25 protein-coding genes and 2 pseudogenes are annotated in these 26,749 nt (G+C 70.6%); 12 read left to right on the forward strand and 15 right to left on the reverse strand.

Going from position 1 to position 26,749, the window contains the following annotated elements; translation table 11 throughout:
- Nucleotides 1-147: 147 nt before the first annotated feature.
- Nucleotides 148-804, reverse strand: a complete 657-nt coding sequence (gene ribA / locus ACMTAK_RS38495) for a GTP cyclohydrolase II (protein ID WP_413810434.1) — start codon at nucleotides 802-804, stop codon at nucleotides 148-150.
- A gap of 97 nt (nucleotides 805-901) precedes the next feature.
- Between ribA and ACMTAK_RS38500 the strand changes: the two genes are divergently transcribed.
- Together ACMTAK_RS38500 and ACMTAK_RS38505 are read left to right on the forward strand one after the other, a co-directional pair.
- Nucleotides 902-1,651, forward strand: a complete 750-nt coding sequence (locus ACMTAK_RS38500) for a creatininase family protein (RefSeq protein ID WP_413810435.1) — start codon at nucleotides 902-904, stop codon at nucleotides 1,649-1,651.
- Between the two features lie 161 nt (nucleotides 1,652-1,812).
- A pseudogene (locus ACMTAK_RS38505) lies at nucleotides 1,813-2,286 on the forward strand (RibD family protein); the annotation flags it as partial.
- A gap of 276 nt (nucleotides 2,287-2,562) precedes the next feature.
- On the opposite strand, the pseudogene ACMTAK_RS38510 reads toward ACMTAK_RS38505, so the two are convergent.
- The 5 genes and pseudogenes from ACMTAK_RS38510 to ACMTAK_RS38530 all read right to left on the reverse strand — a co-directional run.
- A pseudogene (locus ACMTAK_RS38510) lies at nucleotides 2,563-3,402 on the reverse strand (lysylphosphatidylglycerol synthase transmembrane domain-containing protein); the annotation flags it as partial.
- Nucleotides 3,399-4,235: a class I SAM-dependent methyltransferase gene (locus ACMTAK_RS38515; RefSeq protein ID WP_413810436.1), complete on the reverse strand. Its 837-nt coding sequence runs from the start codon at nucleotides 4,233-4,235 to the stop codon at nucleotides 3,399-3,401. The gene ACMTAK_RS38515 and the pseudogene ACMTAK_RS38510, both read right to left, overlap by 4 nt.
- Nucleotides 4,232-5,338 carry a glycosyltransferase family 4 protein gene (locus tag ACMTAK_RS38520; RefSeq protein ID WP_413810437.1) on the reverse strand — a complete coding sequence of 369 codons (1,107 nt, stop codon included), beginning with the start codon at nucleotides 5,336-5,338 and terminating at the stop codon, nucleotides 4,232-4,234. The genes ACMTAK_RS38515 and ACMTAK_RS38520 overlap by 4 nt, the downstream gene beginning before the upstream one ends.
- A complete protein-coding gene (locus ACMTAK_RS38525) occupies nucleotides 5,335-5,733 on the reverse strand; it encodes a 6-pyruvoyl trahydropterin synthase family protein (RefSeq protein ID WP_413810438.1) in 399 nt (132 codons plus the stop codon). Before ACMTAK_RS38525 ends, ACMTAK_RS38520 begins: the two co-directional genes overlap by 4 nt.
- Nucleotides 5,734-5,811: 78 nt before the next feature.
- The gene (locus tag ACMTAK_RS38530; RefSeq protein ID WP_413810439.1) at nucleotides 5,812-6,810 is read right to left on the reverse strand and encodes a zinc-dependent alcohol dehydrogenase; all 999 of its coding nucleotides are present in this window, start codon (nucleotides 6,808-6,810) and stop codon (nucleotides 5,812-5,814) included.
- 118 nt (nucleotides 6,811-6,928) lie between these two features.
- Between ACMTAK_RS38530 and ACMTAK_RS38535 the strand changes: the two genes are divergently transcribed.
- Nucleotides 6,929-7,654, forward strand: coding sequence for a CDP-alcohol phosphatidyltransferase family protein (locus ACMTAK_RS38535; RefSeq protein ID WP_413810440.1), 726 nt, complete (start codon nucleotides 6,929-6,931; stop codon nucleotides 7,652-7,654).
- Between the two features lie 30 nt (nucleotides 7,655-7,684).
- On the opposite strand, the gene ACMTAK_RS38540 is transcribed toward ACMTAK_RS38535, so the two are convergent.
- The gene (locus ACMTAK_RS38540) at nucleotides 7,685-8,392 is read right to left on the reverse strand and encodes an SDR family oxidoreductase (protein WP_413810441.1); all 708 of its coding nucleotides are present in this window, start codon (nucleotides 8,390-8,392) and stop codon (nucleotides 7,685-7,687) included.
- A 102-nt stretch (nucleotides 8,393-8,494) separates the two neighbouring features.
- On the opposite strand from ACMTAK_RS38540, the gene ACMTAK_RS38545 reads away from it, so the two are divergent.
- The 4 genes from ACMTAK_RS38545 to ACMTAK_RS38560 all read left to right on the forward strand — a co-directional run bounded on the left by ACMTAK_RS38545 (nucleotide 8,495) and on the right by ACMTAK_RS38560 (nucleotide 11,784).
- Nucleotides 8,495-9,334: a helix-turn-helix transcriptional regulator gene (locus ACMTAK_RS38545; protein WP_413810442.1), complete on the forward strand. Its 840-nt coding sequence runs from the start codon at nucleotides 8,495-8,497 to the stop codon at nucleotides 9,332-9,334.
- 934 nt (nucleotides 9,335-10,268) lie between these two features.
- Complete coding sequence (locus tag ACMTAK_RS38550) at nucleotides 10,269-10,427, forward strand: hypothetical protein (protein ID WP_413810443.1); 159 nt, start codon at nucleotides 10,269-10,271, stop codon at nucleotides 10,425-10,427.
- Nucleotides 10,424-10,972: a sigma-70 family RNA polymerase sigma factor gene (locus ACMTAK_RS38555; protein WP_078956986.1), complete on the forward strand. Its 549-nt coding sequence runs from the start codon at nucleotides 10,424-10,426 to the stop codon at nucleotides 10,970-10,972. Before ACMTAK_RS38550 ends, ACMTAK_RS38555 begins: the two co-directional genes overlap by 4 nt.
- Complete coding sequence (locus ACMTAK_RS38560) at nucleotides 10,969-11,784, forward strand: hypothetical protein (RefSeq protein ID WP_413810444.1); 816 nt, start codon at nucleotides 10,969-10,971, stop codon at nucleotides 11,782-11,784. The genes ACMTAK_RS38555 and ACMTAK_RS38560 overlap by 4 nt, the downstream gene beginning before the upstream one ends.
- A gap of 130 nt (nucleotides 11,785-11,914) precedes the next feature.
- Here the strand turns inward: ACMTAK_RS38560 and ACMTAK_RS38565 are convergent, their stop codons facing one another.
- The 8 genes from ACMTAK_RS38565 to ACMTAK_RS38600 all read right to left on the reverse strand — a co-directional run bounded on the left by ACMTAK_RS38565 (nucleotide 11,915) and on the right by ACMTAK_RS38600 (nucleotide 20,401).
- Nucleotides 11,915-12,583, reverse strand: a complete 669-nt coding sequence (locus tag ACMTAK_RS38565) for a potassium-transporting ATPase subunit C (RefSeq protein ID WP_413810445.1) — start codon at nucleotides 12,581-12,583, stop codon at nucleotides 11,915-11,917.
- A 5-nt stretch (nucleotides 12,584-12,588) separates the two neighbouring features.
- Nucleotides 12,589-14,730: a potassium-transporting ATPase subunit KdpB gene (gene kdpB, locus ACMTAK_RS38570; protein WP_413810446.1), complete on the reverse strand. Its 2,142-nt coding sequence runs from the start codon at nucleotides 14,728-14,730 to the stop codon at nucleotides 12,589-12,591.
- On the reverse strand, nucleotides 14,730-16,391 hold the full coding sequence (gene kdpA, locus ACMTAK_RS38575) for a potassium-transporting ATPase subunit KdpA (protein WP_413813130.1): 1,662 nt from the start codon (nucleotides 16,389-16,391) through the stop codon (nucleotides 14,730-14,732). Before kdpA ends, kdpB begins: the two co-directional genes overlap by 1 nt.
- 32 nt (nucleotides 16,392-16,423) lie before the next feature.
- Nucleotides 16,424-16,513 carry a K(+)-transporting ATPase subunit F gene (kdpF, locus tag ACMTAK_RS38580; protein WP_018566520.1) on the reverse strand — a complete coding sequence of 30 codons (90 nt, stop codon included), beginning with the start codon at nucleotides 16,511-16,513 and terminating at the stop codon, nucleotides 16,424-16,426.
- Nucleotides 16,510-16,707: a hypothetical protein gene (locus ACMTAK_RS38585; RefSeq protein ID WP_413810447.1), complete on the reverse strand. Its 198-nt coding sequence runs from the start codon at nucleotides 16,705-16,707 to the stop codon at nucleotides 16,510-16,512. Before ACMTAK_RS38585 ends, kdpF begins: the two co-directional genes overlap by 4 nt.
- Before the next feature lie 295 nt (nucleotides 16,708-17,002).
- A complete protein-coding gene (locus ACMTAK_RS38590; protein ID WP_413810448.1) occupies nucleotides 17,003-17,719 on the reverse strand; it encodes a TetR/AcrR family transcriptional regulator in 717 nt (238 codons plus the stop codon).
- 171 nt (nucleotides 17,720-17,890) lie between these two features.
- Nucleotides 17,891-18,832: a cupin domain-containing protein gene (locus tag ACMTAK_RS38595; RefSeq protein ID WP_413810449.1), complete on the reverse strand. Its 942-nt coding sequence runs from the start codon at nucleotides 18,830-18,832 to the stop codon at nucleotides 17,891-17,893.
- A 69-nt stretch (nucleotides 18,833-18,901) separates the two neighbouring features.
- Nucleotides 18,902-20,401: a glycosyltransferase family 39 protein gene (locus ACMTAK_RS38600; RefSeq protein WP_413810450.1), complete on the reverse strand. Its 1,500-nt coding sequence runs from the start codon at nucleotides 20,399-20,401 to the stop codon at nucleotides 18,902-18,904.
- 128 nt (nucleotides 20,402-20,529) lie between these two features.
- Between ACMTAK_RS38600 and ACMTAK_RS38605 the strand changes: the two genes are divergently transcribed.
- The 5 genes from ACMTAK_RS38605 to ACMTAK_RS38625 all read left to right on the forward strand — a co-directional run bounded on the left by ACMTAK_RS38605 (nucleotide 20,530) and on the right by ACMTAK_RS38625 (nucleotide 26,481).
- Nucleotides 20,530-21,210 (forward strand): response regulator transcription factor, encoded by a 681-nt coding sequence (locus ACMTAK_RS38605; protein ID WP_413810451.1) that lies wholly within the window; start codon nucleotides 20,530-20,532, stop codon nucleotides 21,208-21,210.
- A complete protein-coding gene (locus ACMTAK_RS38610; RefSeq protein ID WP_413810452.1) occupies nucleotides 21,197-22,666 on the forward strand; it encodes a sensor histidine kinase in 1,470 nt (489 codons plus the stop codon). The genes ACMTAK_RS38605 and ACMTAK_RS38610 overlap by 14 nt, the downstream gene beginning before the upstream one ends.
- A 257-nt stretch (nucleotides 22,667-22,923) precedes the next feature.
- Entirely contained in the window at nucleotides 22,924-24,024 is a 1,101-nt protein-coding gene (locus ACMTAK_RS38615) for a serine hydrolase domain-containing protein (protein WP_413810453.1), read from the forward strand.
- Between the two features lie 240 nt (nucleotides 24,025-24,264).
- On the forward strand, nucleotides 24,265-24,765 hold the full coding sequence (locus tag ACMTAK_RS38620) for a hypothetical protein (RefSeq protein WP_413810454.1): 501 nt from the start codon (nucleotides 24,265-24,267) through the stop codon (nucleotides 24,763-24,765).
- Nucleotides 24,766-24,861: 96 nt separating this feature from the next.
- Nucleotides 24,862-26,481: a multicopper oxidase family protein gene (locus ACMTAK_RS38625; RefSeq protein WP_413810455.1), complete on the forward strand. Its 1,620-nt coding sequence runs from the start codon at nucleotides 24,862-24,864 to the stop codon at nucleotides 26,479-26,481.
- Nucleotides 26,482-26,749 lie beyond the last annotated feature (268 nt).

Consider the following 26,749-nt stretch of genomic DNA (forward strand, 5'->3'; position numbering starts at 1 on the left):
TCACGGGGCACCCCCATTCTGGGACATATGGGTACTGATCGCCCGTTCGGCGGTATGGTCACGCCGAAACTCCGCACCGATACGGGCCGCGGCCCACGTCCGACCTGCACCGGTGGACCAGGCCGCGGCCCGGGGCCAGGGCCTCCTTCAGGTGTGCTGGATCACGGCTTCCAGATGGGGCAGATAGTGGTCCATGCGGTCCCGCTTGGTGAGCAGATACGGGAGGTTCTCCTTGTGCGGAGTCATCAGCAGCGGCACCTGCTCGCTGACCCGGACGCCGTGCCGCAGCAGCGCGTCCCGCTTCTGGGGGTTGTTGGACAGCAGCCGCACGGAGCGCACCTCGAGGTCGTGCAGCACATCCGCCGCCACCTTGTAGTCACGGGCGTCCGCCGGCAGGCCGAGGGCGAGGTTGGCCTCGACGGTGTCCAGCCCCTCGGACTGGAGCTTCATCGCCTGGAGCTTGGCGAGCAGTCCGATCCCGCGCCCCTCATGGCCCCTCAGATACACCAGAACGCCCCGGCCTTCGGCCGCGATCGCCTTCAGCGCGGCGGAGAGCTGGTCGCCGCACTCGCAGTGACGGGAGCCGAACGCGTCTCCGGTGAGGCACTCGGAATGCAGCCGGGTAAGCGCTTCCTCCCCGCCGACATCGCCATATACCAGCGCTATTTGTTCATCACCGCGCACGAGGTCCCGATAGCCGATCGCGAGAAAGTCGCCATGCTTCGTGGCCAGTCGGACATTCACCACTCGTTCGACACCCGAGGTGCGGGTGTCGACATCGAACACGCCATCACTTTCTGTCATGTCCCGATCTTATCTGGAAAACCACCGCCCTTGTACAGGAGAATGAGAAAGCCGCAGCAACAAGCTGTCCGGCCGACACATGAAAGGTCCACGAGATATGAGCGGTTCGAGAACGCGCCCGCAGGCCGGCATGGTGTTGCCGACACGGACGACGGAGGAAGTGCGGGCCGACCGGGCCGATGTCGCCGTTCTTCCCGTAGGCAGCTTCGAACAACACGGCGCATTTCTCCCACTGGTGACCGACACGGTCATCGCCTGCACGGTCGCAGCCGAGATCGCGGCCGCGTATCCGGTGCTCCAACTGCCCCCGGTGACGGTCTCCTGCTCCCATGAACACGCCGCCTGGCCAGGGACGGTGTCGATATCCGCGGCCACCCTCTACGCCGTGGTCCGCGATATCGCGGACTCACTCAGGCGCTCGGGTATACGCGGTCTGATTCTGGTGAACGGGCACGGCGGAAATTACGTACTGCGCAACATCGTCCAGGAATCCGCGGGCACTGACTTCCGCATGGCGCTATTCCCCGGATCGGCCGACTGGGAGGCCGCCAGGACACGCGCCGGAGTACGCACCCCGGCCAACAGCGATATGCATGCGGGCGAACTGGAGACATCGATCCTCCTGCATGCCCATCCGGAACTCGTAAGGCCCGGTCATGAAACCTCCGACTGGATATCCGACGATCGGAAACATCTGCTCACCCTCGGTATGTCGGCCTATACCGAGTCCGGGGTCGTCGGCCGTCCGTCCAGGGCATCCGCGGAGAAGGGAAAGGAACTCCTGGCCGGGCTCGTCGACTGCTTCGCCGAGTATCTTTCCCTGGTCGGTGCCGAGAAGGAGGCGTGATGACCTTCCTGGAGACGGAAGAGGCATGGGAGCGGCTGCGCTCCGTCCGGACCGAGGCGGACACCGGGGCCGCCGGTCTGGTCCGGGGTCCGGACGGCCGGTGGCGGTGGAACGAGGCCGCCTCGCCGGAGGCCCGGCTCCTGGTCGACCGCTATCTCCCGATGTGCCTGGCCGGGCCGCGGCTGACCATCGCTCAGCTCGGCCAGAGCCTGGACGGCTTCATCGCCACCCGCACCGGCGACGCCGACTACGTCACCGGCGAGGAGGACCGCCGCCATCTCCACCGGCTGCGCGCCCTCGCCGACGCGGTGGTCGTCGGGGCCGGCACCGCCGTCGCGGACGACCCCCAGCTGACCGTGCGCGCCTGCGCGGGCGCCCACCCGGTGCGGGTCGTTCTCGATCCGCGCGGACGGGTGCCGCTCGACCGACGGGTGTTCACCGATGGCTCAGCTCCGACCCTGTGGGTGGTGGGCACCACCGGTGAGCGCCGGTCGGCGCCGCCGGACGGCGTGGACGTGCTGACGCTTGACGACCCGGACGCCTTTGCCCCCCACCACCTGGTGCGGGCGCTTCGGCGGCGCGGGCTCGGCCGGATACTCGTCGAGGGCGGCGGGGTCACCGTGTCGCGCTTCCTGCACGCGGGGGCGCTGCACCGGCTCTACGTCACGGTGGCCCCGGTCCTGCTCGGCGACGGCATCCCCGGGCTGCGCTTCGACGGTACGACGGTCATGCGCAACGCGCTCCGCCCGCCGGTCCGCCGCGACACCCTCGGCGAGGACACCCTCTTCGAACTCGACCTGTCGGCCCCGCAGCCGGCCGCACCACTGGACGGCCAGCACCACGACACCGGGGAGGCTCGCGGCGAAGGTGAGCGCCCCGTAGACCACGGCCACCGTCAGCCCCTGGCTCGCGCCGAGGCCCGCGGCGCCGAAGGCCCAGGCGGTCACGCCCTCGCGGGGGCCCCAGCCGCCGACGTTCAGCGGCAGGGCCATGGCGATCAGGGCGAGCACCATCAGGGGCACCAGCTCGGTCAGCGGGGCGTCTGACCCCGCCACCCGCGCGGCCAGGACGAACGTCGTCAGATGCCCGGCCAGCACCACCACCGAGGAGATCACCACCCCCGGCCAGCTGCCCCGGGCCAGCAGCCCGCGGCGCGCCTCGAGGAGCGCGCCGCGGACCGCGCCGCGCCGCCGCCCGGCCACCGGCGCCGCACGGCGGCGGCGCCGGACGGCCACCACCGCGAGGAGCGACAGGACACCCCCCGCGGCCAGTACCCATGCCGTGGTCGGCCCGCCGAACAGCCGGCCGGTGTGTTCCAGGGCCGGCGAGGGGTGGGCCAGCAGGATCGCCACCCCCACCGCGATCAGCACCACCTGGCCCGCGACCCGCTCCAGCACCACCGCGCGCACGCCCCGGCCGACATCCCCCGCGTCCCGCCCGTGCCGCACCGCGCGGTGCACATCGCCGAGCACCCCGCCGGGCAGCGCGGCGTTGAGGAACAGCGCGCGGTAGTAGTCGGCGACGGCGGGGCCCAGCGGCAGCCTGATCCGCAGCCCCCGCGCCACCAGACACCAGCGCCAGGCGCTGAAGACCGTGGTGAGCAGGCCGAGGCCGACCGCCGCCAGCAGGGTGAGCCCGTCGATGGTGCGCAGGCCCTCGACGAAGGCCCCGGTGCCCAGCCGCCACAGCACCACCCCGAGGATGGCGACGCCCGCGGCTGCCCCGAGCCGGGCCCGCAGCGCGCCGGTCACGCGGCCGCCCCCAGCGTGCGGGGCGCGGGCAGCGCCAGCAGATCGTGGTGGTGCACCACCACCCGCAGCGCGCCCGCCGCGGCCATCGCCAGCCGGCGGCGCAGATACGCCTCGGCGTGCGCGCCGAGCTCCGGCCGGTGCTCCACGGCCGCGCCCACCCAGCCCCGCAGCCACTCGGCCGTCAGCGCGGAGTGCTCGGCGCCCAGCACCCAGGGGCTGGCGTGGGTCCGTACCGTCGCGCCGTGCCGGGCGAACGCCTCGGAGGCCACCGCCATCGCGTCGGGGCCCACCAGACCGCCGCGCCGCTGATGGGCGTTGAACGCCTCGGTGATCTCCGCGTCCATCGGGTCGGCCGGGGTGAGCTCGACCCGCCCCACCACGGACAGCGCCAGCAGCGCCGGGCACTCCGCCTCGGCGCAGGCCGCGGCGATCCCGTCCACCTCCTCCGGGGTGAGCACGTCCAGCAGCGCGGACGCCGTCACCAGCGAGGCGCCGTCCAGCGTGCTCGCGGTCAGCCGGGAGAGGTCGCCGCGCGCCGTCGCGACGGTGATGCGGCTGCCGTCGGTGGCCGCCCGGGGCATCCGCACCGCCGCCCGGTCCAGCAGATCGGGGTCGCGGTCGTGCAGGATCCACAGCTGCGGACCGCTCAGCCGGGGCGCCAGCCAGCGTCCCATGGAGCCGGTGCCGCAGCCCAGGTCGTGGATCACCAGCGGCGGGCCGGACAGCCGGGGGCCGAGCGCCTCGAGGAGTTCGGCGGAGCGGGCCGCCGCGTCGGCGCCCTCCCGCAGCTCCAGCCAGTCGGGGGTGTAACGCGGTACGTCGGTCGTCTTCACGCGGCCCTCCGCGGTTCGTCTCGGAGCTGTTCCAGCGCACCGGCCAGATTGCGGGTGGTGTTCTCCCACCCGGCCAGCGCGGTGCGCCGCTCGTGCGCGGCGGCGGTGAGCCGGCGGCGCGCACCGGGGTCGCCCAGCCAGCGGCGCAGCGCCGCCGTGAGCGCGTCGGGGTCGTCCGGGTCGACGAGGATGCCCGGCACCCTGCCGTCGGGCGCCTGCCCGACCGCCTCCGGAACCCCGCCGACGGCCGTGGCCAGCACCGGGATCCCCCGGGCCAGCGCCTCGGTCACCGCCATGCCGTAGGTCTCGGCGTACGAGGCGAGCACCATCGCGTCGGCGGAGGCATAACCGGCGTCCAGCTCGGCGCCGGTCCTCGGGCCGAGCAGACGCACCCGGTCGGCCACGCCCAGCTTCTCGACCAGCTCCCGGAGCCGGGCGGCGTACTCCCGGTCCTGTTCGAGGGAGCCCACACAGTCGCAGGCCCAGGGCAGATCATCGATCCGCGCGAGCGCCTCGACCAGCCGCAGGTGTCCCTTGCGCGGGGTCACCGAGGCCACGCACAGCAGCCGTGAGCCGTCTCCGCCGGAGGAGGCGAGGGGCGCGATGTCGGCGCCGGGCGCCGCCACATGGACCCGGTCCGGGACCAGCCCGTGCAGATCCACCAGCCGCCCGGCCGCCCAGGCACTGGTGGCCACCACCGTCCGCACCGCGCGCAGCGTCCGGCCCTCCAGCGCCTTCAGATCCTCGGCCCGGCCGGGGGCCAGCCCCGTCTCGTCGCTCAGCGGCAGATGCACCAGCACCGACAGCCGCAGCCGCTGGGCCTGCGGGACGACGATGTAGGGGAGCGCACAGGCCACCAGCCCGTCGAGCAGGACGAGCGTGCCGTCCGCCAGCGCGGTCAGGAGCCGGGCCAGCTCGGCGTGGGCGGCCGGGCCCGGCTGGGGCCAGTCGCCCGCGATGGCGTGCTCCTCGACCCGCCAGCCGGAGCCGGGCAGATCCCGGCAGATCCGCCGGTCGTAGACGTTGCCGCCGCTCGGCGCGGCCGGGTCGGCCACGCCGCCGGGCATCACGAAGTGCACCGTGCGCGGTGCGGCCGGGCTCATAGGCCACGCTCGTAACTCGCCCAGGCGACATGCGACTCATGCAGCGTGATGGTGATCCCGGACAGGCCCCGGGCGCCCTCGCCCAGCGCCCCCGAGCGCACCCGCTCGGCGAGGCGGTCGGCGATCACCTTGGCGAGGAACTCGGTGGAGGTGTTGATCCCCTTGAAATCGGGTTCGTCGTCGAGGTTGCGATAGCTGAGCGCGCCGCACACCTCCCCGAGCTCACGGGTGGCCAGGCCGATGTCGACGACGATGTTGTCGTCGTCCAACTCGGCACGGCGGAAGGTGGCGTCCACGAGGAACGTCGCCCCGTGCAACCGCTGCGCGGGTCCGAAGACCTCGCCGCGAAAACTGTGAGCGATCATGATGTGATCGCGAACGGTGATGCTGAACAACGGATGACCCTCCAGATACGGCGCGTCGGGCCCTCGGCCGGGGCACGCCCTCTAGTACGGCCGTCGCGTTCCCCGTGTTCAGCCGGGCGACACGGCAGATTCCGCGTCGTAGCGAACCCGATGGCACAGCCCCGGAATCTCGCCCGACGCGAGCCTCGGAAGCACCCCGGGAAGCTCCTCGAAACCGCATTCGCCGGTGACGAGGGCGTCGAAGGCGGGGTCGGCGAGCAGTTCGAGCGCCAGCGCCATCCGGTCGCCGTAGGAGCGGCGGGCGCCCCGGGCCGGGGACACCGTCCCCACCTGGCTGCTGCGCACCGTCAGCCGCCGGGAGTGGAACGCCTCGCCCAGCGGCAGGCCGATCCGCCGGTCCCCGTACCAGCTCAGCTCCAGTACGGTGCCCTCCGGGGCGAGGAGCTCCAGCGAGCGCGCGAGCCCCTGTTCGGTGGCGCTGGCGTGCACCACCAGATCGAGGTCGCCCGCCGCCTCGCCGGGGAGCGCGAAGTCCACCCCGAGCGCCCGCGCGACCTCCGCGCGCGCCGGCTCGGCGTCCACCAGCTGCACCCGTACGGCCGGGAACCGGGACAGCACCGCCGCGACGGAGGCACCCACCATCCCCGCCCCCACCACCGCGATCCGGTCGCCCAGCAGCGGCGCGGCGTCCCATGCGGCGTTCACCGCGGTCTCCACCGTCCCCGCCAGCACCGCGCGCGGCGCGGGCACGCCCTCCGGCACCGGGGTCACCGCGCTCGCCGGGACCACATAGCGGGTCTGATGCGGATACAGACTGAAGACGGTGCGCCCCCGCAGGGACGCCGGTCCCTCCTCGACCAGACCCACATTGAGATAGCCGTACTTCACCGGCCCCGGGAACTCGCCTTCCTGGAACGGCGCGCGCATCGCGGAGTACTGGCTCTCCGGTACGCCACCGCGGAAGACCAGGGTCTCCGTACCGCGGCTCACCCCGGAGCACAGCGTGCGCACCACCACGTCCCCGGGGCCGGGTTCGGCCAGGTCCACCTCCCGTATCTCGCCATGGCCGGGGGAGCGGAGCCAGAAGGCACGGGCGGTGCGCGTCATACGACGTTCTCCTGAGGGGCTGAACAATCGGACGGTGGCCCACGTACGGATGACCATGAAGCCGCGAACACGGTACGCGGCACCCATTCACTCCGCCACACAGCCCGGAGGGTGCACGGTGGCCCTGAACAATCCCTACAACACGACGCTGTTGCGCAATGAGACAGCCGCGGGCGCGGCCGCGCAGCTGCTGTTGCTCGTCCTGCTCGGCACGGCGATCGACCTGGGACCCGCGGGCTGGCTGACCGGCCTGGCCTTCGCGGTCGCCACCTGGGCGGTGCTCACCCGCGCCCTGCAACGGTCCTGGCTCGCCTCCTTCGGCGCGGCCAACCGCGTCACGCTGGCGCGGGCCACACTCGTCGGCGGGGTGACCGCGCTGGTCGCCGACTCCTTCGAGAGCCCGACGCCGGTCACCGCCCTGGTATCCCTCACCGCGGTCGCGCTGATCCTCGACGCGGTCGACGGACAGGTGGCGCGCCGCACCGGCACCTCGTCCTCCCTGGGCGCGCGGTTCGACATGGAGGTCGACGCCGTCCTCATCCTGGTGCTCAGCATCTACGTGGCCACCTTCCTCGGCCCCTGGGTGCTGCTGATCGGCGCCATGCGCTACGCCTTCGTCGCCGCGGCATGGGTGCTGCCCTGGCTGAACGGCCGGCTGCCCCCGAGCACGGCCCGCAAGACGGTGGCCGCGCTCCAGGGCGTCCTGCTGCTGGTCGTCGGCGCCGATGTGCTCCCGTATCCGGCGGCCTTCGGCGCCGCCCTGCTGGCCCTGACCCTGCTCAGCTGGTCCTTCGCCCGCGACATCAGGTGGCTGTGGCGCACCAGGGAGAGCCGGGCGCAGTGAGCGCGGCGGCGCCGACGAGCCCGCCGCCCGCTACCAGGGGAGGGTGCCTTCGATGTCGAAGTAGCCTCCCGTCGGCCCGTCCGGGCCCACCGTCGCCATACGGACGATGATCTCGGCGCCCTCCTCGACGGTCTGGTGACCGTTGTGCGCGTTGAGGTCCGTCGCGGTGTAGCCGGGCTCCACGGCGTTGATCCGCATCTCCGGGAACGCCTTCGCGTACTGCACGGTGACCATGTTGACCGTGGCCTTCGACGCCGGATAGGCGACGCCCGGATAGGCGTGCACGAGGGTGCCCGGGGTGGAGACCCGCTCCAGCGAGGCCAGCCCGCTGCTGACATTGACCACGACCGGCGCGGCGGACCGCCGCAGCAGCGGCAGGAAGGCGTGGGTGACCCGCACCACGCCGAAGACGTTCGTCTCGAAGACCTCCTTCATCATGTCGGCGGTGACCTCGGTGGCGCCGATCACCCCGCCGTCCGGCGTCCGCGCCTCGATACCGGCGTTGTTGATCAGTACATCCAGTCCGCCGTCGGCCTCGATGGTCTTCGCGGCGGCGGCCACGGACGCGTCATCGGTGACATCGAGGACGACCAGCCGCGCCCCCAGCCGCTCGGCGGCCCGGCGTCCGCGCTCGGCGTCCCGGCTGCCCAGATAGACGGTGTGGCCCGCGGCGATCAGACGGCGGGCGGTCTCGAAGCCGAGACCTTTGTTCGCTCCGGTGATGAGTGTTGTCGTCATGACTCCAGGCTGCGTCCGGGCCGGGCGGGCAGCCAGGTGCTCCGTCTTCCTGGGACCGCGGGTACCAGGCTCGTCCCCGGTCCGGGGTGCAGACTGGTGACCATGGCGACCACGGAGTTCGGGCAGGCGGTACGGCGCTGGCGGGACCGGGTCCCGCCGGAGGCCGCCGGGCTGCCGGCCGGCGGACAGCGGCGCGCGGCCGGGCTGCGCCGTGAGGAGCTAGGCCTGCTCGCCGGGATCTCCGTCGACTACGTCACCCGCCTCGAACAGGGCCGGGCCTCCCATCCCTCGACCCAGGTCGTCGAGGCCCTGGCCAGGGCGCTACGGCTGTCGGCGGCCGAGCGCGCCCACCTCTTCCGGCTGGCCGGGCTGGCCCCACCGGGCCCCGAGACGGTCCCCGCGTACATCACCCCGAGCGTCCAGCGGCTGCTGGACCGGCTGACCGGAACGCCCGTGGCCGTGAGCGACGCGTCCTGGACGCTGCTCATGGCCAATCCGCCGTATGTGGCCCTGAGGGGCGATCCGTCCCGGTGGCGCGGCAACGAGCGCAACGCGGTCTGGCGCCATTTCGTCAGCGAGGACACCAGCTCCCGGCAGACGCATGAGGATCGGACCGAGTTCCAGTCCGCGCTGGTCGCCGACCTCCGTACGGCCGCCGCCCGCTACCCGGCCGACCAGCGGCTGCGGCGGCTGGTCGCGGAGCTGCGCGCGCACAGCGAGCGGTTCGCCGAGCTGTGGGACTCCGGCGCGGTGGGCCACCACGAGGCATCGCGCAAGACCATCGACCATCCACGGGTGGGCCCGCTGACGCTGGACTGCGATGTGCTCACCGTGGCGGGCAGCGATCTGCGCGTCGTGGTCTACACCGCCGAGCCCGACACCGAGGACGCCGAACGCCTCGCCCTGCTCACGGTGCTGGGCACCCAGACGCTCACCGGCTAGCGGAACCCGGCGGCCCACGACGCCTGCGGCGGGCTGTTCCCCTCCCCGCCCCTCCCCGCGGCCTCACCACGCGGCTCCGCCGCCTGGTGAGGCTGTGCCCCCGGATCCCGGCTGGACGATGTGCGCGGGCGTCCGCCCGGTTGTCCGCTGCGCCAGTGTGTGCCGACCGCGATCAGCCCGCCGGTGCAGGTTCGCGCCCTCGCCGCCCGCCGCGAACAGCGCCCGCCCCGCGGACACCCTCGCCCCTGGTCACCGGTTAGCCGCGCGACCACCGCGTCGCGGGTGGCGCGGTCGGTGCCCTGGCCGGTGAGTTGATCGCGGCGGCTCGTCGCAGCCCCCGGGGGCCAGGGGAGAAGCGAAACCGGGGCTCCGCCCCGGACTCCGGGCGGACGGCCCGGATGTGCGCGGGTGTCCGCCCGGTCATCCGGTGCGTCGGCGTTCGATGGCGTTCAGCTCGCTGGTGCAGGTTCGCGCCCTCGTCGCCCGGCGCGAGCAGCCCCTGTCCTGGGGGCGCCCCGGCCGTCTGCTCGCCGGTCCGCTACTCGGTCACCGCGTCGCGGGTGGCGCGGTCGGTGCCCTGGGCGGTGAGCTGATCGCGGCGGCTCGTCGCGCCCCGGGGGCCAGGGGCGGAGCCCCTGGTAGCGGGAAGGGGCGGGGAGGGGAAAGACCCGCCGGGCACCCCGTAGCCCGCCGCTCGCCTACGACGGTCCGCGGCAGCGCGGGTGGTACGGGAGGCCGACCCCGTACCACCCGAATCTGGCGATGAGATTTTCATATTTGCGTAATTGGATCGCTGCGTTCCGTAAGATTTTAGGCTCATCCGATGCACGAACCGGCGTTGGTACGCGCTATCTGAACAGAGGGCGCACACGGCGCACTCGCGGGGCGTGTGGGGGCCACCCTCGTACGACGAACAGAAGGACAGCGAAGTCCGGTGAATCTTCAAACCGTGGTGAACGTCGTCACCGCCGTACTCGTCACCCGGGTATTCGGCAGTGACGCCATCGCCCTCCTGCGCCGCGCGGCCGCGATGGGAGTCCGCGTCGGCGTATCGGAACTGCATCGCAACAATCAGGAGGGAGGGGACCTGTGACCAACGACTTCCCGCGCTCGCGCGAGATCACCTCGATGACCGCCGGACTCCCCGCCGACTTCCGTGCCTTTCACCAACTCCACCGGAAGGCGTACATCGACCGGGCCATGGTCTACCTCGGCAACCACGCGGACGCCGAAGAGGCCGTCGACGCCGCCTTCGAACAACTCCTGCGCTGTTGGCCCAAGGTGCTGACCATGGAGAACCCGGCCGCCTACGCCTGGAAGGTCATGAAGAACCGGGTCATCGACCTCGCCAGGGCCCGCAACCGGGGCCCCGCCCTCCTGGACAACGCGACCTTCGAGACCGCGATCCTCAAGGACGCGGTCGACCCCATCGCCGCCCTGGAGGAGAGCCTGAACCTCTATCAGGCGATCAAGAAACTCCCCGAGCGCCAGCAGGACGTGGTCATCCTGCTCCACTGCCGCGGCTACAGCGTCGCCGAGACCGCCACCCACCTCGGGATCACCGAGGCCGGTGTCCGCTCCACCGCCCGCTACGCCCGCCGCCGTCTGCAACAACTCCTGGCCAAGGACAACCGATGACCTCACCCATTGACCGCATCCTCGCGCGGGCCCTGCTCAACCCCACCCCTCCCATCGACTTCGAGGCCGCCGAGGCCCGGCTCGCCGCCCGCCACGCCAACCCCGGCGGCACCCCGCCCCAGGAGCGCCCCCCGCAACAGGACCGGCGGACCGCCGCGGCCGCCGGAGCCGCGGCGCCGGGGGCGGACGAGCGGATGGCGCAGGATCTGCACACCCTGTGCGAGGCGATCATCGCCCGGCCCAACGCCCTGACCCAGCTGCGGGACTTCCTCACCCGCCGCATCCTCGAACCGCCCGGCTCCCGGGTCCTGGGCTGCGTGCTCCAGCTGGCCGGGCATGAGGATCACGCCCAGCTCTGGTGGCAGTTCGCCGCCGGGGCGGGCGACCCCGCCGCCGCGTACTGCCTCTACCTCCACCACATGGCGCTGGGCGAGGACGGACAGGCGCACGCATGGCTCGAGTGGTGGCATGAGCAGGCGGGCAACGACATCCCGCCGGTCACCGACACCGTGGAGGACTGGACCGCCACCGACCATGAGATGGCCGCCGCCCTCCGCATCCTGCACGGCCTGAAGAGGGGACAGGAGGTCCCGCCCGCCACCAGGGCGGTCATCCACTACGTCGCCGAGGCCGTCGACTTCACCGACGACCCCGATATCGACCTCCCGCTGCCGGAGCCGGGGTTCGCCGACCGCATCGAGGACCTCACCACCACCAAGCCCACCAAGCCCGCCAAGCCCACCGCGGACGCCGCGTCCCCGCCCGACCGGGCCGTGCTGCCGGAGCGGCCGCGCAGCGGTTCACCCGCGTAGCGATACCCCAGCGCAGCGGTTCCCCCGCCCAGCGGCACGAAGAGCCGGCGGCCGGAGAATGTCTCCGGCCGCCGGCTCCCGTTGCCGAAGGCCGCGGAACTCCTCGGCACGCGAACCCCGGTGCTGAACCTCAGCGCCGGGCCACCAGATCCTTGAGCGCGACGTTCAGTTCGAGGACGTTCACCCGCGGCTCGCCGATGAAACCGGCCGTACGGCCCTCGGTCTTGTCCCTGACCAGCTGCTCCACCTGGCCGACGGACAGCCCGTTCCGCTCCGCGACCCGATGGACCTGGATCTTCGCGTACCGCGGGGAGATGTGCGGGTCCAGACCGGAGCCGGAGGACGTCACCGCCTCCGCGGGAACCTGGGACGGCTTGACGGTGTAGCCGGGCACCGAGTTGTTCCTGACCACCGCGGCCTTGGCGTCCCGGACCTGCTGGAGGAGATCCTCGCTGTCGGCGGAGAGGTTGGTGGCTCCGGACAGCAGCAGCTTGTACCGGGTGTTGACACTGTTGCTGCCGAGGCCGTTCGCCGGACGTCCCTGGAACCACTTCAGATCGGGATCCGGGGTCTCCTGGCCCTTCTTCAGCGGCAGGTCGTACGACTGCCCGATCAGCGAGGAGCCGACGACCTTGCCGTGTGCCGTGATCTCGGAGCCGTTCGCCTTGTCGTGGAACAGCCCCTGGGCGACGCCGGTGACCAGCAGCGGGTAGATGACGCCCGTCACCAGGGTCAGCATCAGCAGGGCGCGCAGCCCGGCGCCGAACAGCCGGACGGTGTTCGTGACGGAATGGTTCATGGCGATCAGCCGATCCCGGGGATGAGGGAGATGAGGATGTCGATGATCTTGATGCCGACGAAGGGCGCGATCAGGCCGCCGAGACCGTAGATCCCGAGGTTGCGCCGCAGCATCCGGTCCGCGCTCATCGGCCGGTAGCGCACGCCTTTCAGGGCGAGCGGCACCAGCGCGATGATGATCAGCGCGTTGAAGACGACCGCGGAGAGGATCGCCGAGTCCGGCGAGGACAGCCGCATGATGTTCAGCTTGTCCAGGCCCGGGTAGACCGCCGCGAACAGCGCCGGGATGATCGCGAAGTACTTCGCGACATCGTTGGCGATGGAGAAGGTGGTCAGCGCGCCCCGGGTGATCAGCAACTGCTTGCCGATCTCCACGATCTCGATCAGCTTGGTCGGGTTGGAGTCGAGGTCGACCATGTTGCCGGCCTCCTTGGCGGCCGACGTCCCCGTGTTCATCGCCACCCCGACGTCCGCCTGCGCCAGCGCGGGGGCGTCGTTGGTGCCGTCGCCGGTCATCGCGACCAGCTTGCCGCCCGCCTGCTCCCGCTTGATCAGGGCCATCTTGTCCTCGGGCGTGGCCTCGGCGAGGAAGTCGTCGATGCCCGCCTCCTCGGCGATCGCCTTGGCCGTCAGCGGGTTGTCACCCGTGATCATGACGGTCTTGATGCCCATGCGGCGGAGCTCGTCGAACCGCTCCCGCATGCCCTCCTTGACCACGTCCTTGAGGTGGATCACGCCCAGTACGCGAGCGCCCTTGCCGTCCTGGACGGCCACCAGCAGCGGGGTGCCCCCGGCCGCGGAGATCCGGTGGGCGATCCGGTCCGCGTCCGCGTCCTCGGCGACCGTACCGCCCCGCTCCCGGACCCAGGCGACGACCGAACCGGCCGCCCCCTTGCGGATCTTCCGCTCGCCGATGTCCACACCCGACATCCGGGTCTGCGCGGTGAACTCGATCCACTCGGCGCCCACCAGCTCGCCCTGGTGGCGCTCGCGCAGCCCGTACGCCTCCTTCGCCAGGACGACGACGGACCGGCCCTCGGGGGTCTCGTCGGCCAGCGAGGACAGCTGGGCGGCATCCGCCACCTCGGCCTCGGTGGTGCCGCGCACCGGCACGAACTCCGCCGCCTGCCGGTTGCCCAGGGTGATGGTGCCGGTCTTGTCCAGCAGCAGCGTGGAGACGTCGCCGGCGGCCTCCACCGCCCGGCCCGACATCGCCAGCACATTGCGCTGCACCAGCCGGTCCATGCCCGCGATGCCGATCGCCGACAGCAGCGCGCCGATCGTCGTCGGGATCAGACAGACCAGCAGCGCCACCAGCACCACCATCGTCAGATGCGTGCCCGCGTAATCCGCGAACGGCGGCAGTGTGGCGCAGGCGAGCAGGAAGACGATGGTCAGCGAGGCGAGCAGGATGTTCAGCGCGATCTCGTTGGGCGTCTTCTGCCGTGCGGCGCCCTCCACCAGGTTGATCATCCGGTCGATGAAGGTCTCGCCCGGCTTGGTGGTGATCCTGATGACGACGCGGTCGGACAGCACCTTCGTCCCGCCGGTCACGGCCGAACGGTCGCCACCGGACTCCCGGATGACCGGCGCCGACTCGCCGGTGATCGCCGACTCGTCGACCGAGGCCACGCCTTCCACGACATCGCCGTCGCCGGGGATGACATCGCCGGCCTCGCAGACCACCAGGTCCCCGATCTTCAACTCGGTGCCGGGGATCCGCTCCTCCGAGCCGTCCCCCGGCAGCCGTCGCGCGATGGTGTCGGTCTTGGCCTTGCGCAGGGTGTCGGCCTGCGCCTTGCCACGGCCCTCGGCGACCGCCTCCGCCAGATTGGCGAAGACCACGGTCAGCCACAGCCAGGCACTGATCGCCCAGCCGAACCAGTCGCCCGGGTCGGTGAAGGAGAACGCGGTGGTCAGTACGGACCCGACCAGCACGACGAACATCACGGGCGACTTCACCATCACCCGCGGATCCAGCTTGCGGAAGGCGTCCGGCAGCGACCGCAGCAGCTGCTTGGGGTCGAAGAGCCCCCCGCCGACACGGTCCTCGGCCGGGGTGTGCCCGGTGCGAACGCCGCTGTGCGGCGCCCTGGTCGGAGTGGCAGTGGACATGGCGTCCTCGTGGTTTTCTATGCGGGTGGTCATCACGCCAGCCCCTCGGCCAGCGGCCCCAGCGCCAGCGCCGGGAAGTACGTCAGACCGGTGATGATCAGGATCGCGCCCACCAACAACCCGGTGAACAGCGGCTTCTCGGTGCGCAGAGTGCCCGCGGTGGCCGGGACCGGCCGCTGCCCGGCGAGCGAGCCCGCGAGCGCCAGCACGAAGACCATGGGCACGAAGCGGCCGAGCAGCATCGCGAGCCCGGTCGTGGTGTTGTACCAGTCGGTGTTCGCGTTCAGGCCCGCGAAGGCCGAGCCGTTGTTGTTCGAGGCGGAGGTGAAGGCGTACAGCACCTCGGAGAAGCCGTGCGCACCGGAGTTGAGCATCGAGTTCGGCGGCGTCGGCAGGGCCATGGAGGCGGCGGTGAAGATCAGCACCAGCGCCGGGGTGACCAGGATGTAGCAGGCCGCCAGCTTGATCTCGCGGGAACCGATCTTCTTGCCCAGGTACTCGGGCGTACGGCCGACCATCAGCCCGGCGATGAACACCGCGATGATCGCCATGATCAGCATCCCGTAGAGCCCGGAGCCCACACCGCCGGGCGCGATCTCCCCCAGCATCATGCCGAGCATGGTGATGCCGCCGCCCAGGCCGGTGAAGGAGGAGTGGAAGGAGTCCACCGCCCCGGTCGAGGTGAGCGTGGTCGACACCCCGAAGAGCGCCGAGGCGCCCACCCCGAAGCGGGTCTCCTTGCCCTCCATCGCACCACCGGCGGCCTGAAGCGCCGGGCCGTGGTGGGCGAACTCGGTCCACATCAGCAGGGCGACGAAGCCGACCCAGATGGTGACCATGGTCGCCAGGATCGCGTAGCCCTGCTTGACCGAGCCGACCATGACGCCGAAGGTACGGGTCAGCGCCAGCGGGATGACCAGGATCAGGAAGATCTCGAAGAGGTTGGTGAACGGGGTCGGGTTCTCGAAGGGGTGGGCGCTGTTGGCGTTGAAGTACCCGCCGCCGTTGGTGCCCAGCTCCTTGATGGCCTCCTGCGAGGCCACGGCGCCGCCGTTCCACTGCTGCGAGCCGCCCATGAACTGGCCGACCTCGTGGATGCCGGAGAAGTTCTGGATCGCCCCGCAGGCGACCAGCACCACGGCGGCGACCGCCGCCACCGGCACCAGGACGCGGACCGTGCCGCGCACCAGATCGGCCCAGAAGTTCCCGAGCTCACCGGTGCGCGAGCGCGCGAAACCACGCACCAGCGCCACCGCGACGGCGATGCCCACCGCCGCCGACACGAAGTTCTGCACGGCCAGACCGGCGGTCTGCACGACGTGGCCCATGGTCTGCTCGCCGGCGTACGACTGCCAGTTGGTGTTCGTCACGAAGGACGCGGCCGTGTCGAACGCCTGCGCGGGCTCGATCGAGGAGAACCCCAGCGAACCGGGCAGGCCGCCCTGGAGCCGCTGCAGCAGATAGAGGAGGAGCACCCCGGCCGCCGAGAAGGCCAGCACCCCGCGCAGATACGCGGTCCAGCGCATCTCGGCGTCGGGGTTGGCACCGATACCCTTGTAGATCCACTTCTCCACCCGCACGTGCTTGTCGGAGGAGTAGACCCTGGCCATGTAGTCGCCGAGGGGGACGTAGGCGAGCGCCAGCGCCCCCATGAGGGCGAGCAGCTGTAGCACGCCGGCGAGTACGGGACTCATGTCGCCCGCTGCGGTAGCAGCAAGTGTCACGGTCAGAACCTCTCCGGGAAGATCAGGGCGAGGACGAGATAGCCCAGCAGGGCGACGGCCACGATCAGGCCGACGACGTTTTCGGCGGTCACAGCTTCGTCACCCCTTTGGCGACAAAGGCCACCAGCGCGAACACCGCGATCGTGGCGATAACGAAGGCCACATCGGCCATCGCGAGCTCCTGGAAAGAGGTCGGGGGAGATCCGCCGAACAGCGGATCGAACGGACAACGCAAGAAGGAAACCCCGCCCCATGGCCGGATCCGACCGTCGTTGACGGGTCCCATACGGCGATCAGCACGCCTTTGACGCGCCTCTTACGGGCACCGCGGCGAGCGCTGACCGGAACGGATCGTTCTGCCGCCGAGGAGTGGCGCGAGGCGCCACAGAGCGGCGCGGAAGAGGGGAAGGAGCCGAAACGACGAGCACCCGCGCCCGGTGGAAAGCCGGAGGCGGGTGTCGATGTGTGTGTGGTGTCCGAGGGGGATTCGACCGCGTATACGGATGCGTGGAGCGGCCGCCGGCCCCCTCCTCCATCCGTTGACTGAGCCCCATCGGAGTGTGCCGCTCAAGCGGCGCCGCTCACTTCTGTCGATGCACGGCGCCCTCGTCCGGCTCGGCGGGCGCCGCGTCGATGTGGACTGGGTCGCCCACGGCGCCCCCGGTGGCCGTGCGGACAGCGTCCGCGATGAAGGCGAAATTCTCGTCACCGAGCTTCCGCGGATCAGTGCCGTCCAAAAGGCCGGCTCCGACGTACTCGTTGATCACTCGCAGGGCGGCCGCAGCGGCCGCGGCGTGCAGACGCACCTCAAGGCCGTCGGGCTCGAGTCCGAGGCGAGCCGCGATGACCCCGGCCAGTTCGTGTTCCACCTGGTCGCAGGCCATCAGCCAGGCCGTGCGCAGGGCCGGTTCGGTCTCGGCCAACCGAATCATCTTGATGCCCAGCCCGGCATCGGCCTGCTCCAACGGACTGATCTCGCTGACCAACCGCTTCGCCTCCGTGGCGAAGTGCTCCTCCAGAGAGCGGTCCAGCGGCCAACTGCGCAGCGTGGCCAGCTCCCACTCCACGCTCTGCGCCACGATCGGCTCCGCGCAGCTCTCCTTGCTGCGAAAATGCCGCCAGATGGTACGGGTCGACAGACCCACCGCCTCTGCGATCTGGTCACCGCTCGTGCGGTCGACGCCCTGCGCCCAGAACAGGCGGGCCGCCTCACGCGAGATCTCCAGACGTACGCGACGGCGCCGCTGCTCACTCATCCCGCCACGGCTGCGTTCGGTCGACGTCACGTCGTCGGCCATCTCTTCGCCACCCTTCCACCATCGCGTTCACTCAGTGCCATATTGACATTAAGTGACGCATCATGCCAGCTGGCGTGCAAGGAGGCCGGCCGCCGGCGCCACCCGCGAAGAACTCCAACGGGTTGCGGACGCCGCCCTCCGCAACTGGCCACCTGTTGGAGCCCCTGCCCGTCAGGCTTCGGCCATGCGGCGGAACTCGCTCGGGTTGGTGCCCCGGAGTCTTTTGAACGCCACGCTGAACGCGAACGGATCGGTGTAGCCGACGGCGCGGGCGACGTGAGCGACCGTCGAGGACTCCTGCTCGACCAGGAGATCCGCCGCCAGCGTCATGCGCCAGCGGGTCAGATAGGCCAGCGGCGGCTCGCCGAGCAGATCGGCGAACCGTTTCGCAAGTGTCGAGCGGGACACCCCCGTACGCCGGGCCAGCTCGCCCACCGTCCATGGCGCCGCCGGTTCGGTGTGCAAGAGGCGCAGCGCCTGGCCGACCACCGAGTCCTTCTGGGCGGTCCACCAAGCCGGGGGGTGGCCGCCGGGCCGGTCCAGCCAGGTGCGCAGCGTGCACACCAGCATCCAGTCAAGGAGTCGGTCGAGCACGACCTGCTGGCCCGGTTCGTCGCGGGCGACCTCGGAGGCGAGGTGGTCCAGCACCGGGTCACCGGTGTCTCCGGCGTCCACGCGCAGCACGACGGGCAGCGCGTCCATCAGCTGTCGGCTGATCTCGCCGCGGACCGGATAGGCGCCGACCACCAAAGTCGTCGCACCACTGTCCTCGCTGCCCCCTTCGCCGGGATCGTGCCAGCCCAGACGGTGCCGTGCGCCACCCTGCTCGGGCGTCGCGCAGTGCTCCCCGCAGGCGATCGGTTCTGCCGTACTGCCGGGCTCGTCGACGAAGGTGAAGGTCGTTGGACCACGCACCACGATCGTGTCGTGGGCGCCGAGGCGCTCGGGCGGATGCCCCTCCGGCACGATCCAGCCCGCCCCGGTGAGGACGGTGCACAGGGTCAGCGGCGCACCGTCCACGAAGTGCAGTGACCAGGGCGGGGACAGCGTCGAACTGCCGAACAGGGAGCCGCGGGCCCGCACCCCGCGGAAGAGGTCACTGGTGACGTCCACACCTGCAAGATAGACGATCGCAAAGGTATTGCGGCTCGCTACCCATGTGAACGTGTGGCTGGTACGCGTTCAGTGGTTGTCATGACGCGAAAGACTCCCCGGGTCGTGGTCTCGGACATAGACGGTGACTCGCGCCCCATTGACGTGGGTTGTTCCGTACGCGCGGAAGTGGCGCCGCAGGGTGCTCGTTTTCGCTTCCTCCTGTGGGTTGGCCGACGAGTGCGCATCCGCCGCGCGGACCGCGACGATCCGGTCGAATTCCAGCATGCGTGCCGCAATGTCCTGGGCGGGAAGCTCGACGCCTGCGAGTGTGTTCGACGAAACGGGGTCCTGTGCCAGGGCCAGATCCGTCAGGAAACGGGTGTCCTCGGGGTTGGCCGCGGTCAAGATCCGGTGTCGGCCGGAGAGATAGAGCAGCCCGTCGCCGGGACGGCCTTCCTCGCGTACGGCGGCGCCGATGGCGGTGACGTCATTGCTCCGGCTCTGGGGCGTCCTCAGCGAAAGGCTCGGCGGGACGAGCGCGGCCAGTACGGCAACCACCGCGATCCACGCGTTGCGGGAAGACCGCTGCCGCCGGTGGAAGTAATCCATCCAGGCGCCCAGCAGCAAGGCGATTCCGATATTGCTGAAGAGCACATAGCGGTCGACGAAAAGGGGCTTGACCAGTGAGGCGATCAGCAGCAGAAGGCCCGGAAGCACAAGAATCGGCACAGCCAGCACGGAAAGCCGAACGGGCCCCCTCACCCCCAGGGGCGCTCGGGCACACACCACGCCCACGACCGCCACCACCAGGAAATAACGAAGCCGCACCGGTCCGCCGATCCAGGACACCTGCTCCGACTGCCCCGCACTGTAGATCGCCAGCGGCAACAGCCCGGCCACGACGCCCGCGGCAGCCGCACTCCACGCCCTCAGCACCGGTCGTGGAACACGGGAGACGACCAGTGTGACGCCGTGTGCGACCAGCGCGAGGACCGCGAACTCATGGAGCAGACAGGCCAGCAGCATGGTGGAGCCATAGACCGTCCACCGCCACCGGGCGCGATGCGGGACGCTGACCACGAGCGCATAGGTGGCCCAGGCGACCAGGGCACAGACCATGGCATACGAGCGGCCTTCCTGCGCGTACTTCTGTACCTGGGGAAGGAGCGGAAACACCAGCCCGGCCAGCAGCCCGGCACGGGGTCCCGCCAGGCGTAGCGCCAGAAGCCCGACTCCGCTCGCCGCCACGGACATCGCCAGCACAGACGGCAGCCGTAACGTCAGCAGCCCTCCGCCGAAGAGACCGAAGATCTCATGCATCACGGCGTAGTAGAGGGCATGGACCAGATCAATATGCTGGGCGGTGAGCCATATCTGCGAAAGATCGCGTTGCGCGAGCTGATAGGTGACGGACTCGTCCCCCCACATGGTGTTCTGCCTGCGGATACCCCAGAGCCCCAGCGCGATGGTCAGCGACAAGGGCGCGATGACGACAACGGCTTTGACCGGGCCCGGTGATTGCCGGCGGGCGGGTACGGGAGGGGAAATCGTCCTGGCCACGGCGGGGGCACGTTCATCAACGGACATCGGCGACAGGACCTTTCAGCAGTGGCGAAGAAGCTCCGCCAGCGTGCCGGGACCTCGTTGATCGGATGCTGACCCAACCTGACCGGACGATCAGGAAGGCGGGCCGGCGCTGTGCGAGGCTGCACCACATGCGCATCCTGGTGGTCGAAGACGAGGTGGACCTTGCCCACACCCTGCACACCGGTCTGACCGCTGAGGGCTACAGCGTCGACCTCGCCCATGACGGCCGGCAGGGACTGTGGATGGCCCGGACCGGCGAATACGCCCTTGTCGTACTGGACTTGATGCTGCCCGGACTCAACGGCTACAAGGTCTGCGCCCAGTTGCGCCGGGAGGGCGACGCGACTCCCATCCTGGTACTCACAGCCAAGGACGGGGAGTGGGATCAGGCAGAGGCCCTGGACACGGGGGCCGACGACTACCTGGCCAAACCCTTCTCCTACACGGTGCTCGTCGCACGGTTGCGGGCCCTGGTCAGACGAGCCGCCGCGGCCCTTCCGCCCGTCCTTGCCGTGGGTGACCTCTCGTTGGACGTCGCCGGCCGGGTCTGCCGCCGGGCCGGGGTCCGGGTGGAACTCACACCCCGGGAGTTCGCCGTGCTGGAGCTGCTGGCCCGCCGGGCGGGCCAGGCGGTCTCCAAAACGGATCTGCTCTATCACGCGTGGCCCGACGAAGCCCAGGATCCCAACCTGGTGGAGGCGCGCGTCAGCGCCCTCCGCAAGAAGGTGGACGCCGCGTTCCACCGACAGTCCCTGCAGACCGTACGGGGCACCGGCTACCGATTGGTGGACGACCGTGAACGCGACTGAGCCGCGACGCCGCTGGTGGCCTCGTTCGGTACGAGCCCGCACGGCCCTGGCCGCCGCCCTGGCCGCCGCCGTTGTCCTGGTCGGCATCGGCTGGTGGGTACACCGCGACGTCTACCGCCAGAGCACGCAGATCGCCGAAGACCAAGCCAAGGCACAGCTCTGGTCTCTTTGCGATCAGTTGAGACAGGGCGTCATTCCCGACTCCACAAGCACCGTGCCGTACGAGGTTGTCGCGACCGGCCGACGCACCGCTGTCGCCTACGGCGGAGGCATGGTCGACTTCGATCCCGGCACCCACCACGTGATGCCCGCCCCGCCGAAGGCCCAGCGGGTCGAGCTCATTACTACCGTCCGCCTACCTGCGAACCCCGACTACGACCCCAGTGACAAACTCTCCGTAGCCGGCGGGACCAACCAGGTCATAACAGCCGACATCTGGGCCGATGAACTGAGCGGCACCAAAGCCGCCGCTCTGGGCGTCGCCGCCGACGCCAAGCTGCGGGTCTATGTGGTGGTGCTCCCGCACACAGCCGAGGCAATCACCAAGACCACCGACCTCCTGCTGCTGCGGGCCGGGCTCGTCGGCCTCGTACTGATCGCCGCCGTCACCTACTTCGCCGTCCGCATCGGGCTGCGGCCGGTCGAAGCCATCCGCGTCCTCACCGCCTCGGTCAACGCGAGCGACCCCCGCGAACGCGTCACCGTCCCCGCCACGGGACACGAGATCACCGCCCTGGCCACCACCATCAACACCACCCTCCAACGCCTCGACAACGCCGCCGCCCAGCAACGCCGCTTCGTCGCGGACGCCGCCCACGAACTGCGCAGCCCTCTCACCACATTGCTGGCCAGCCTGGAAGTCGCGCTCGCCTACCCGGAACGCACCGACTGGCCCGCCGCGGCCACCACCGCCGCACGACAGACCCGCCGCCTCCAGGCTCTCGCCGAAGACCTGCTGCTCCTCGCCCGCCTCGACACCCGCACCCCCACAGCCGGCCCTGAAACCGTCGACCTGACAGCCCTCGCCTCCCGGCTGACCGAGCAATGCCCCCTCACCGAACGGCCGTTGACCCTCACCTGCGACAGCACCGCCCCCGCATACGTACACGGAAACCCCGACGACTTCGAACGGCTGCTGCGCAACCTCATCGACAACGCCGCCCGCCACGCCGCACACCGCATCCAGCTCACCATCCGGAACCAGGACGCCTGGGTCGTCCTCACGGTGCATGACGACGGACCGGGCGTGCCCACCGAGGACGCCGAGCGCATCTTCGAACGCTTCGTCCGGCTCGACGACGCCCGCTCCCGCGACCACGGCGGCACCGGCCTGGGCCTCGCCATCGCCCGCGACCTGGCCCATCGCCACCGAGGCACCCTCACCCTCACCCCCCGGACCCTCGGAGCATGCTTCCGGCTACGCCTTCCCCAAGCCCCCACCCCGGCCGAGAAATGACGCGCTTCACCGCGGCAGCCCCGCGGTCGAGGACTCGTTCGGCGCTCAGCGCGCGGACCGCCGCGAGTCGCCGCGGGCAAGGTATCCGGCCGCGACGGCGTCACGCACCATGCGGCCGGCGCCGGAGTGGTCGAGACCGAGCCGCATACCCCGCCGGGGTATGCTTCCGCTGTTTGGGAAGCGCATCCCTCAGAGAACGGCAAGTTCTCTGAATTGCTCGGCTGACAGCTACCTGATCGGACGTAGAGGCGGGTGCAATGAACGTTGAGGGTTTCGCTGAGGACGGGTATGACGCGGTGCGTCAGGTCTTCCAGCGGCTGGTGGACGGCGGCCTGGAAACAGGGGCGGGCGTATCGGTCTGGCGCGAGGGCCGCGAGGTTGTCCAGCTGAACGCGGGGTGGGCCGATACCGGACGGAGCCGTCCCTGGCGTGGCGACACGCTGGTCCAGCCATACTCGCTGTCGAAGTCGTTCGTCACGCTCGCCGCCCTGGTGGCGGTTCGCGACGGTGCGCTGGCACTGGACGAGCCGATCGCCAGGTACTGGAGCGAGTACGGGGTCCGGGGCAAGGAGCGGACCACCCTCCGCCACGTGCTCACGCACCGGGCGGGTCAGCCGCGCTTCGGACCCGAGGCCGCAGGTCTTGACCTGCTGGATGACAGCGGGCTGCGGGCGAGCCTGGCACAGGCGGCGCCGGAGTACGTTCCCGGGACATCACTCGGGGAACACGCGCTGACCTACGGGCACCTGGTCGACGGCATCCTGCGCGCGGGCGCCGGGGCAACGCTGGGAGAGATATTCAACGATACGGTGCGGCCCGCGCTGAACCTCGATGCCTGGTTCGGCGTGCCGGATCACGCACTGAGCCGCGTCGCCGACCTGGAGTACGCGGACCCGAACTGGCCGCGGCTACTCCCTGCGGCACCGTGGCTTCAGATCCCCGCCGGAGCCCTGGACACGGAGCGGGTCAACTCCCGGGCCTGGCGGCAATCGGTCTTCGGAGCAGTCAACCTGCATACGACCGCGACGGCGATGGCTGCGTTCTTCTCCCATCTCACCAACGAGGACGGACCGGTACGGGAACTGCTCGGGGAGAGGCTGCACACCGATCTCCTCGCCTCCCAGGTCACCGACTACGACGAGGTCTTCGGCACCGAGATCACCTGGACACTGGGCTTCGTACGCGACAAGGGCAAGATCGCCAAAGGTGGGATCGGCGGCTCCGTGGCCTGGTGGTCACTCCGGCATCACCACGCCTGCGCCTACCTGACGCGCCGATTGGACGATCACTCCCGGGCCGCCGAAATCGCCGCAGCCCTGGGCGACGACCTGACCGTGGTGGGCGAGGATTCGGCATAGGAGCCGCGCCCGTAGGGTCACTGCGTGGGGACGTGATGCGACGCGCGAGGTCCCCGACCACTGGACCTGCGCTCCCGCGGGTGGCGTCCTCGGGGCGCTGCCACATCGAGCTACTGCGGGGGATGCTCCTACGGGGCGGGCCACGCTCCCACCTCGGGGCGCGGGGACGGGTGCACGGTGAGTAACCTACCCCCTCAGGGTATATTGGCGATCCGCTGGCAGGGAGCGTAGGTGGAAGCGATGACCGTGCGGAAAGTCCGGCTGACGAGCGCCCATGGTGGTGCCGTCCGCTGGGCCCTGGCTGTCGCCATCGCCCTGTTCATGGTGATCGCCGTCCTGGTGCACCACCAGGCGATCACGGTGATGACCTCGACTTCGCCCGCTGCTTCGCGCGCGATGGCCGCCATGGCCATGCCCATGGACACCGCCGGGCAGCCCGATGCCCACAAGGGTGCCGCACCAGCCACCACCGACGATCCCGTGGGCTCGGCGGCCTCCCCGCCGGTACTCCACGCCGATCCGGTCGTGTACGGGGACGGGAAGACGGCCTGCGGCGGTGTGGGCGTGGAGCACTGTTCCGCCTTCAGCGTCGACACGCTGAAGCTCACGGCGCCGCCCGCGACGTCGTACGCCGAACGCGACGCCTCCCCGCACGCAGCGGTCTCCAGGCGCGGTTCCTCCGGCACGGCGGAGCGCGCACCGCCCGACCTGCTCTCCGTCCTTTCTCGTTTGCGCATTTAGGCCGCGTCCCATGGCATCCCTGCCCCCGGCGACGGGGCGAGGAGCCATGTCCGCATGTGACCTGAGTGGCATATTCGAGACAAGGACACCACCTCTGTGAACAGCATCAATCGCCGATCCGTCCTGCTGGCCGGACTGGGGGTGGCCGGCGCAGGTGCGCTCGCCGCCTGCGACAGCGCATCCGGCTCCAGTGGCACCCCCGGTCTGGTCAGTCCCTCCGGGGCCGCGGTCACTCGCGTGGAGAAGAAGCGCTCGTCCACCGGCAGGGTGATGAAGCGAAGCCTGACCGCCACACCTGTCAGGCTCGACCTGGGCGGCGGCGTCACGGCGAGGACCTGGGCCTTCGACGGGCAGGCCCCCGGTAAGGAGATCCGCCTCACGGCCGGGGACACCTTGGCCGCCGAGCTGACCAACCAGCTGCCGGACAGGACCACCACATCCATCCACTGGCACGGCCTCGCCCTGCGCAACGACATGGACGGCGTGCCCCCGGCCACCCAACAGGCCGTCCGCGCCGGATCGGCCTTCACCTACCGCTTCATCGCCGACGCACCCGGCACATACTTCTTCCACCCCCATGTCGGCGTCCAGCTCGACCGCGGCCTGCACGCTCCGCTGATCGTCGAGGACCCGAAGGAACCGTTGTCCTACGACGATGAGTGGGTCGTCGTCCTCGACGACTGGCTCGATGGCGTCACCGGCACCCCGGATGAGGCATTCGCGGAGCTCAAGCAGGGCATGGGCGGGATGGACCACAGCGGTATGAGCGGTATGGGCGGCAGCAGCCCCAGCCCCGAAAGCGCGGGCGGCCACGATATGGGCGGCATGGACAAGAACCCGTCGCCATCCCCCTCGGACTCCGCCGACGGCATGTCGATGAAGTTCATGCTCATGGGTGCTGACAGCGAGCTCCTCGGTGGCGACGCGGGGGATGTGAAGTACCCGTACCACCTGGTCAACGGCAAGGTTCCGCAGGACCCGGACGTCTACACCGGCAAGCCGGGCACGCGAGTGCGGCTGCGGATCATCAACGCGGGCTCGGACACCGCGTACCGCGTGGCGCTGGGCGGCCACAAGCTGACCATCACCCACACCGACGGCTACCCCGTCGAGCACCGCCGGACCGACGCGCTGCTGATCGGCATGGGGGAGCGCTACGACGTCCTGGTCACCCTCGATGACGGTGTCTTCCCCCTGGTCGCACTGGCCGAGGGCAAGAAGGCCAGCGGCATGGCGCTGATCCGTACCGGCTCGGGCAGCAAGCCGTCCCCCACCGTCCGCCCCGAGGAGCTGGACGGCCTGATCACGAGCGCGTCCCAGCTGCGCGCCGCCGATGAGGTGCGGCTGTCGTCGAAGAAGGCGGACCGGGTCCACCGCATCGAGCTGACCGGCGGTATGGACAAGTACAACTGGGCCATCAACGGTAAGCGGTTCGACATGAACAACCCGGATGCGAGTCCGCTGCGTGTCGAGGAGGGCCAGCGGGTGCGGCTGGACTTCGTCAACACCACCGACATGTGGCATCCCATGCACCTCCACGGCCACACGTACCAGCTCGGCAGCACGGGGCCGCGCAAGGACACCACCATCGTGCTGCCTGAGAAGAAGGTGTCGGTCGTCTTCGACGCGGACAACCCCGGCCAATGGCTGCTGCACTGCCACAACGCCTACCACGGCGAGGCGGGGATGATGGCCCTGGTGGCCTACCAAGCCTGATCGCACGCGTCCGCCGCCAGGGACGGGTCCGCCAGAGGGGCGGGCCCGTCCCTGAGGCCACGCAGCGGGCAGGCGGGCGCTGCGCGTGCCGACGCCGAGTGCGAAGCTGCGCTGGTGGCCCGGGGCGGCTCGCACCTGAGGCCGGAGCGCGACGACTTATCGGGACGGCTCTGGAATATCCCCGGCGGAATGGGTAGTCGTTTCACCGTGTGCGATTCCACGACGCGCCTACCGACGAGATAGGGCGCGCCTACGGGGTCTGACCGAC

The sequence above is a fragment of the Streptomyces lacaronensis genome (genome assembly GCF_047337785.1).
Classification (GTDB): Bacteria; Actinomycetota; Actinomycetes; order Streptomycetales; family Streptomycetaceae; genus Streptomyces; species Streptomyces lycopersici.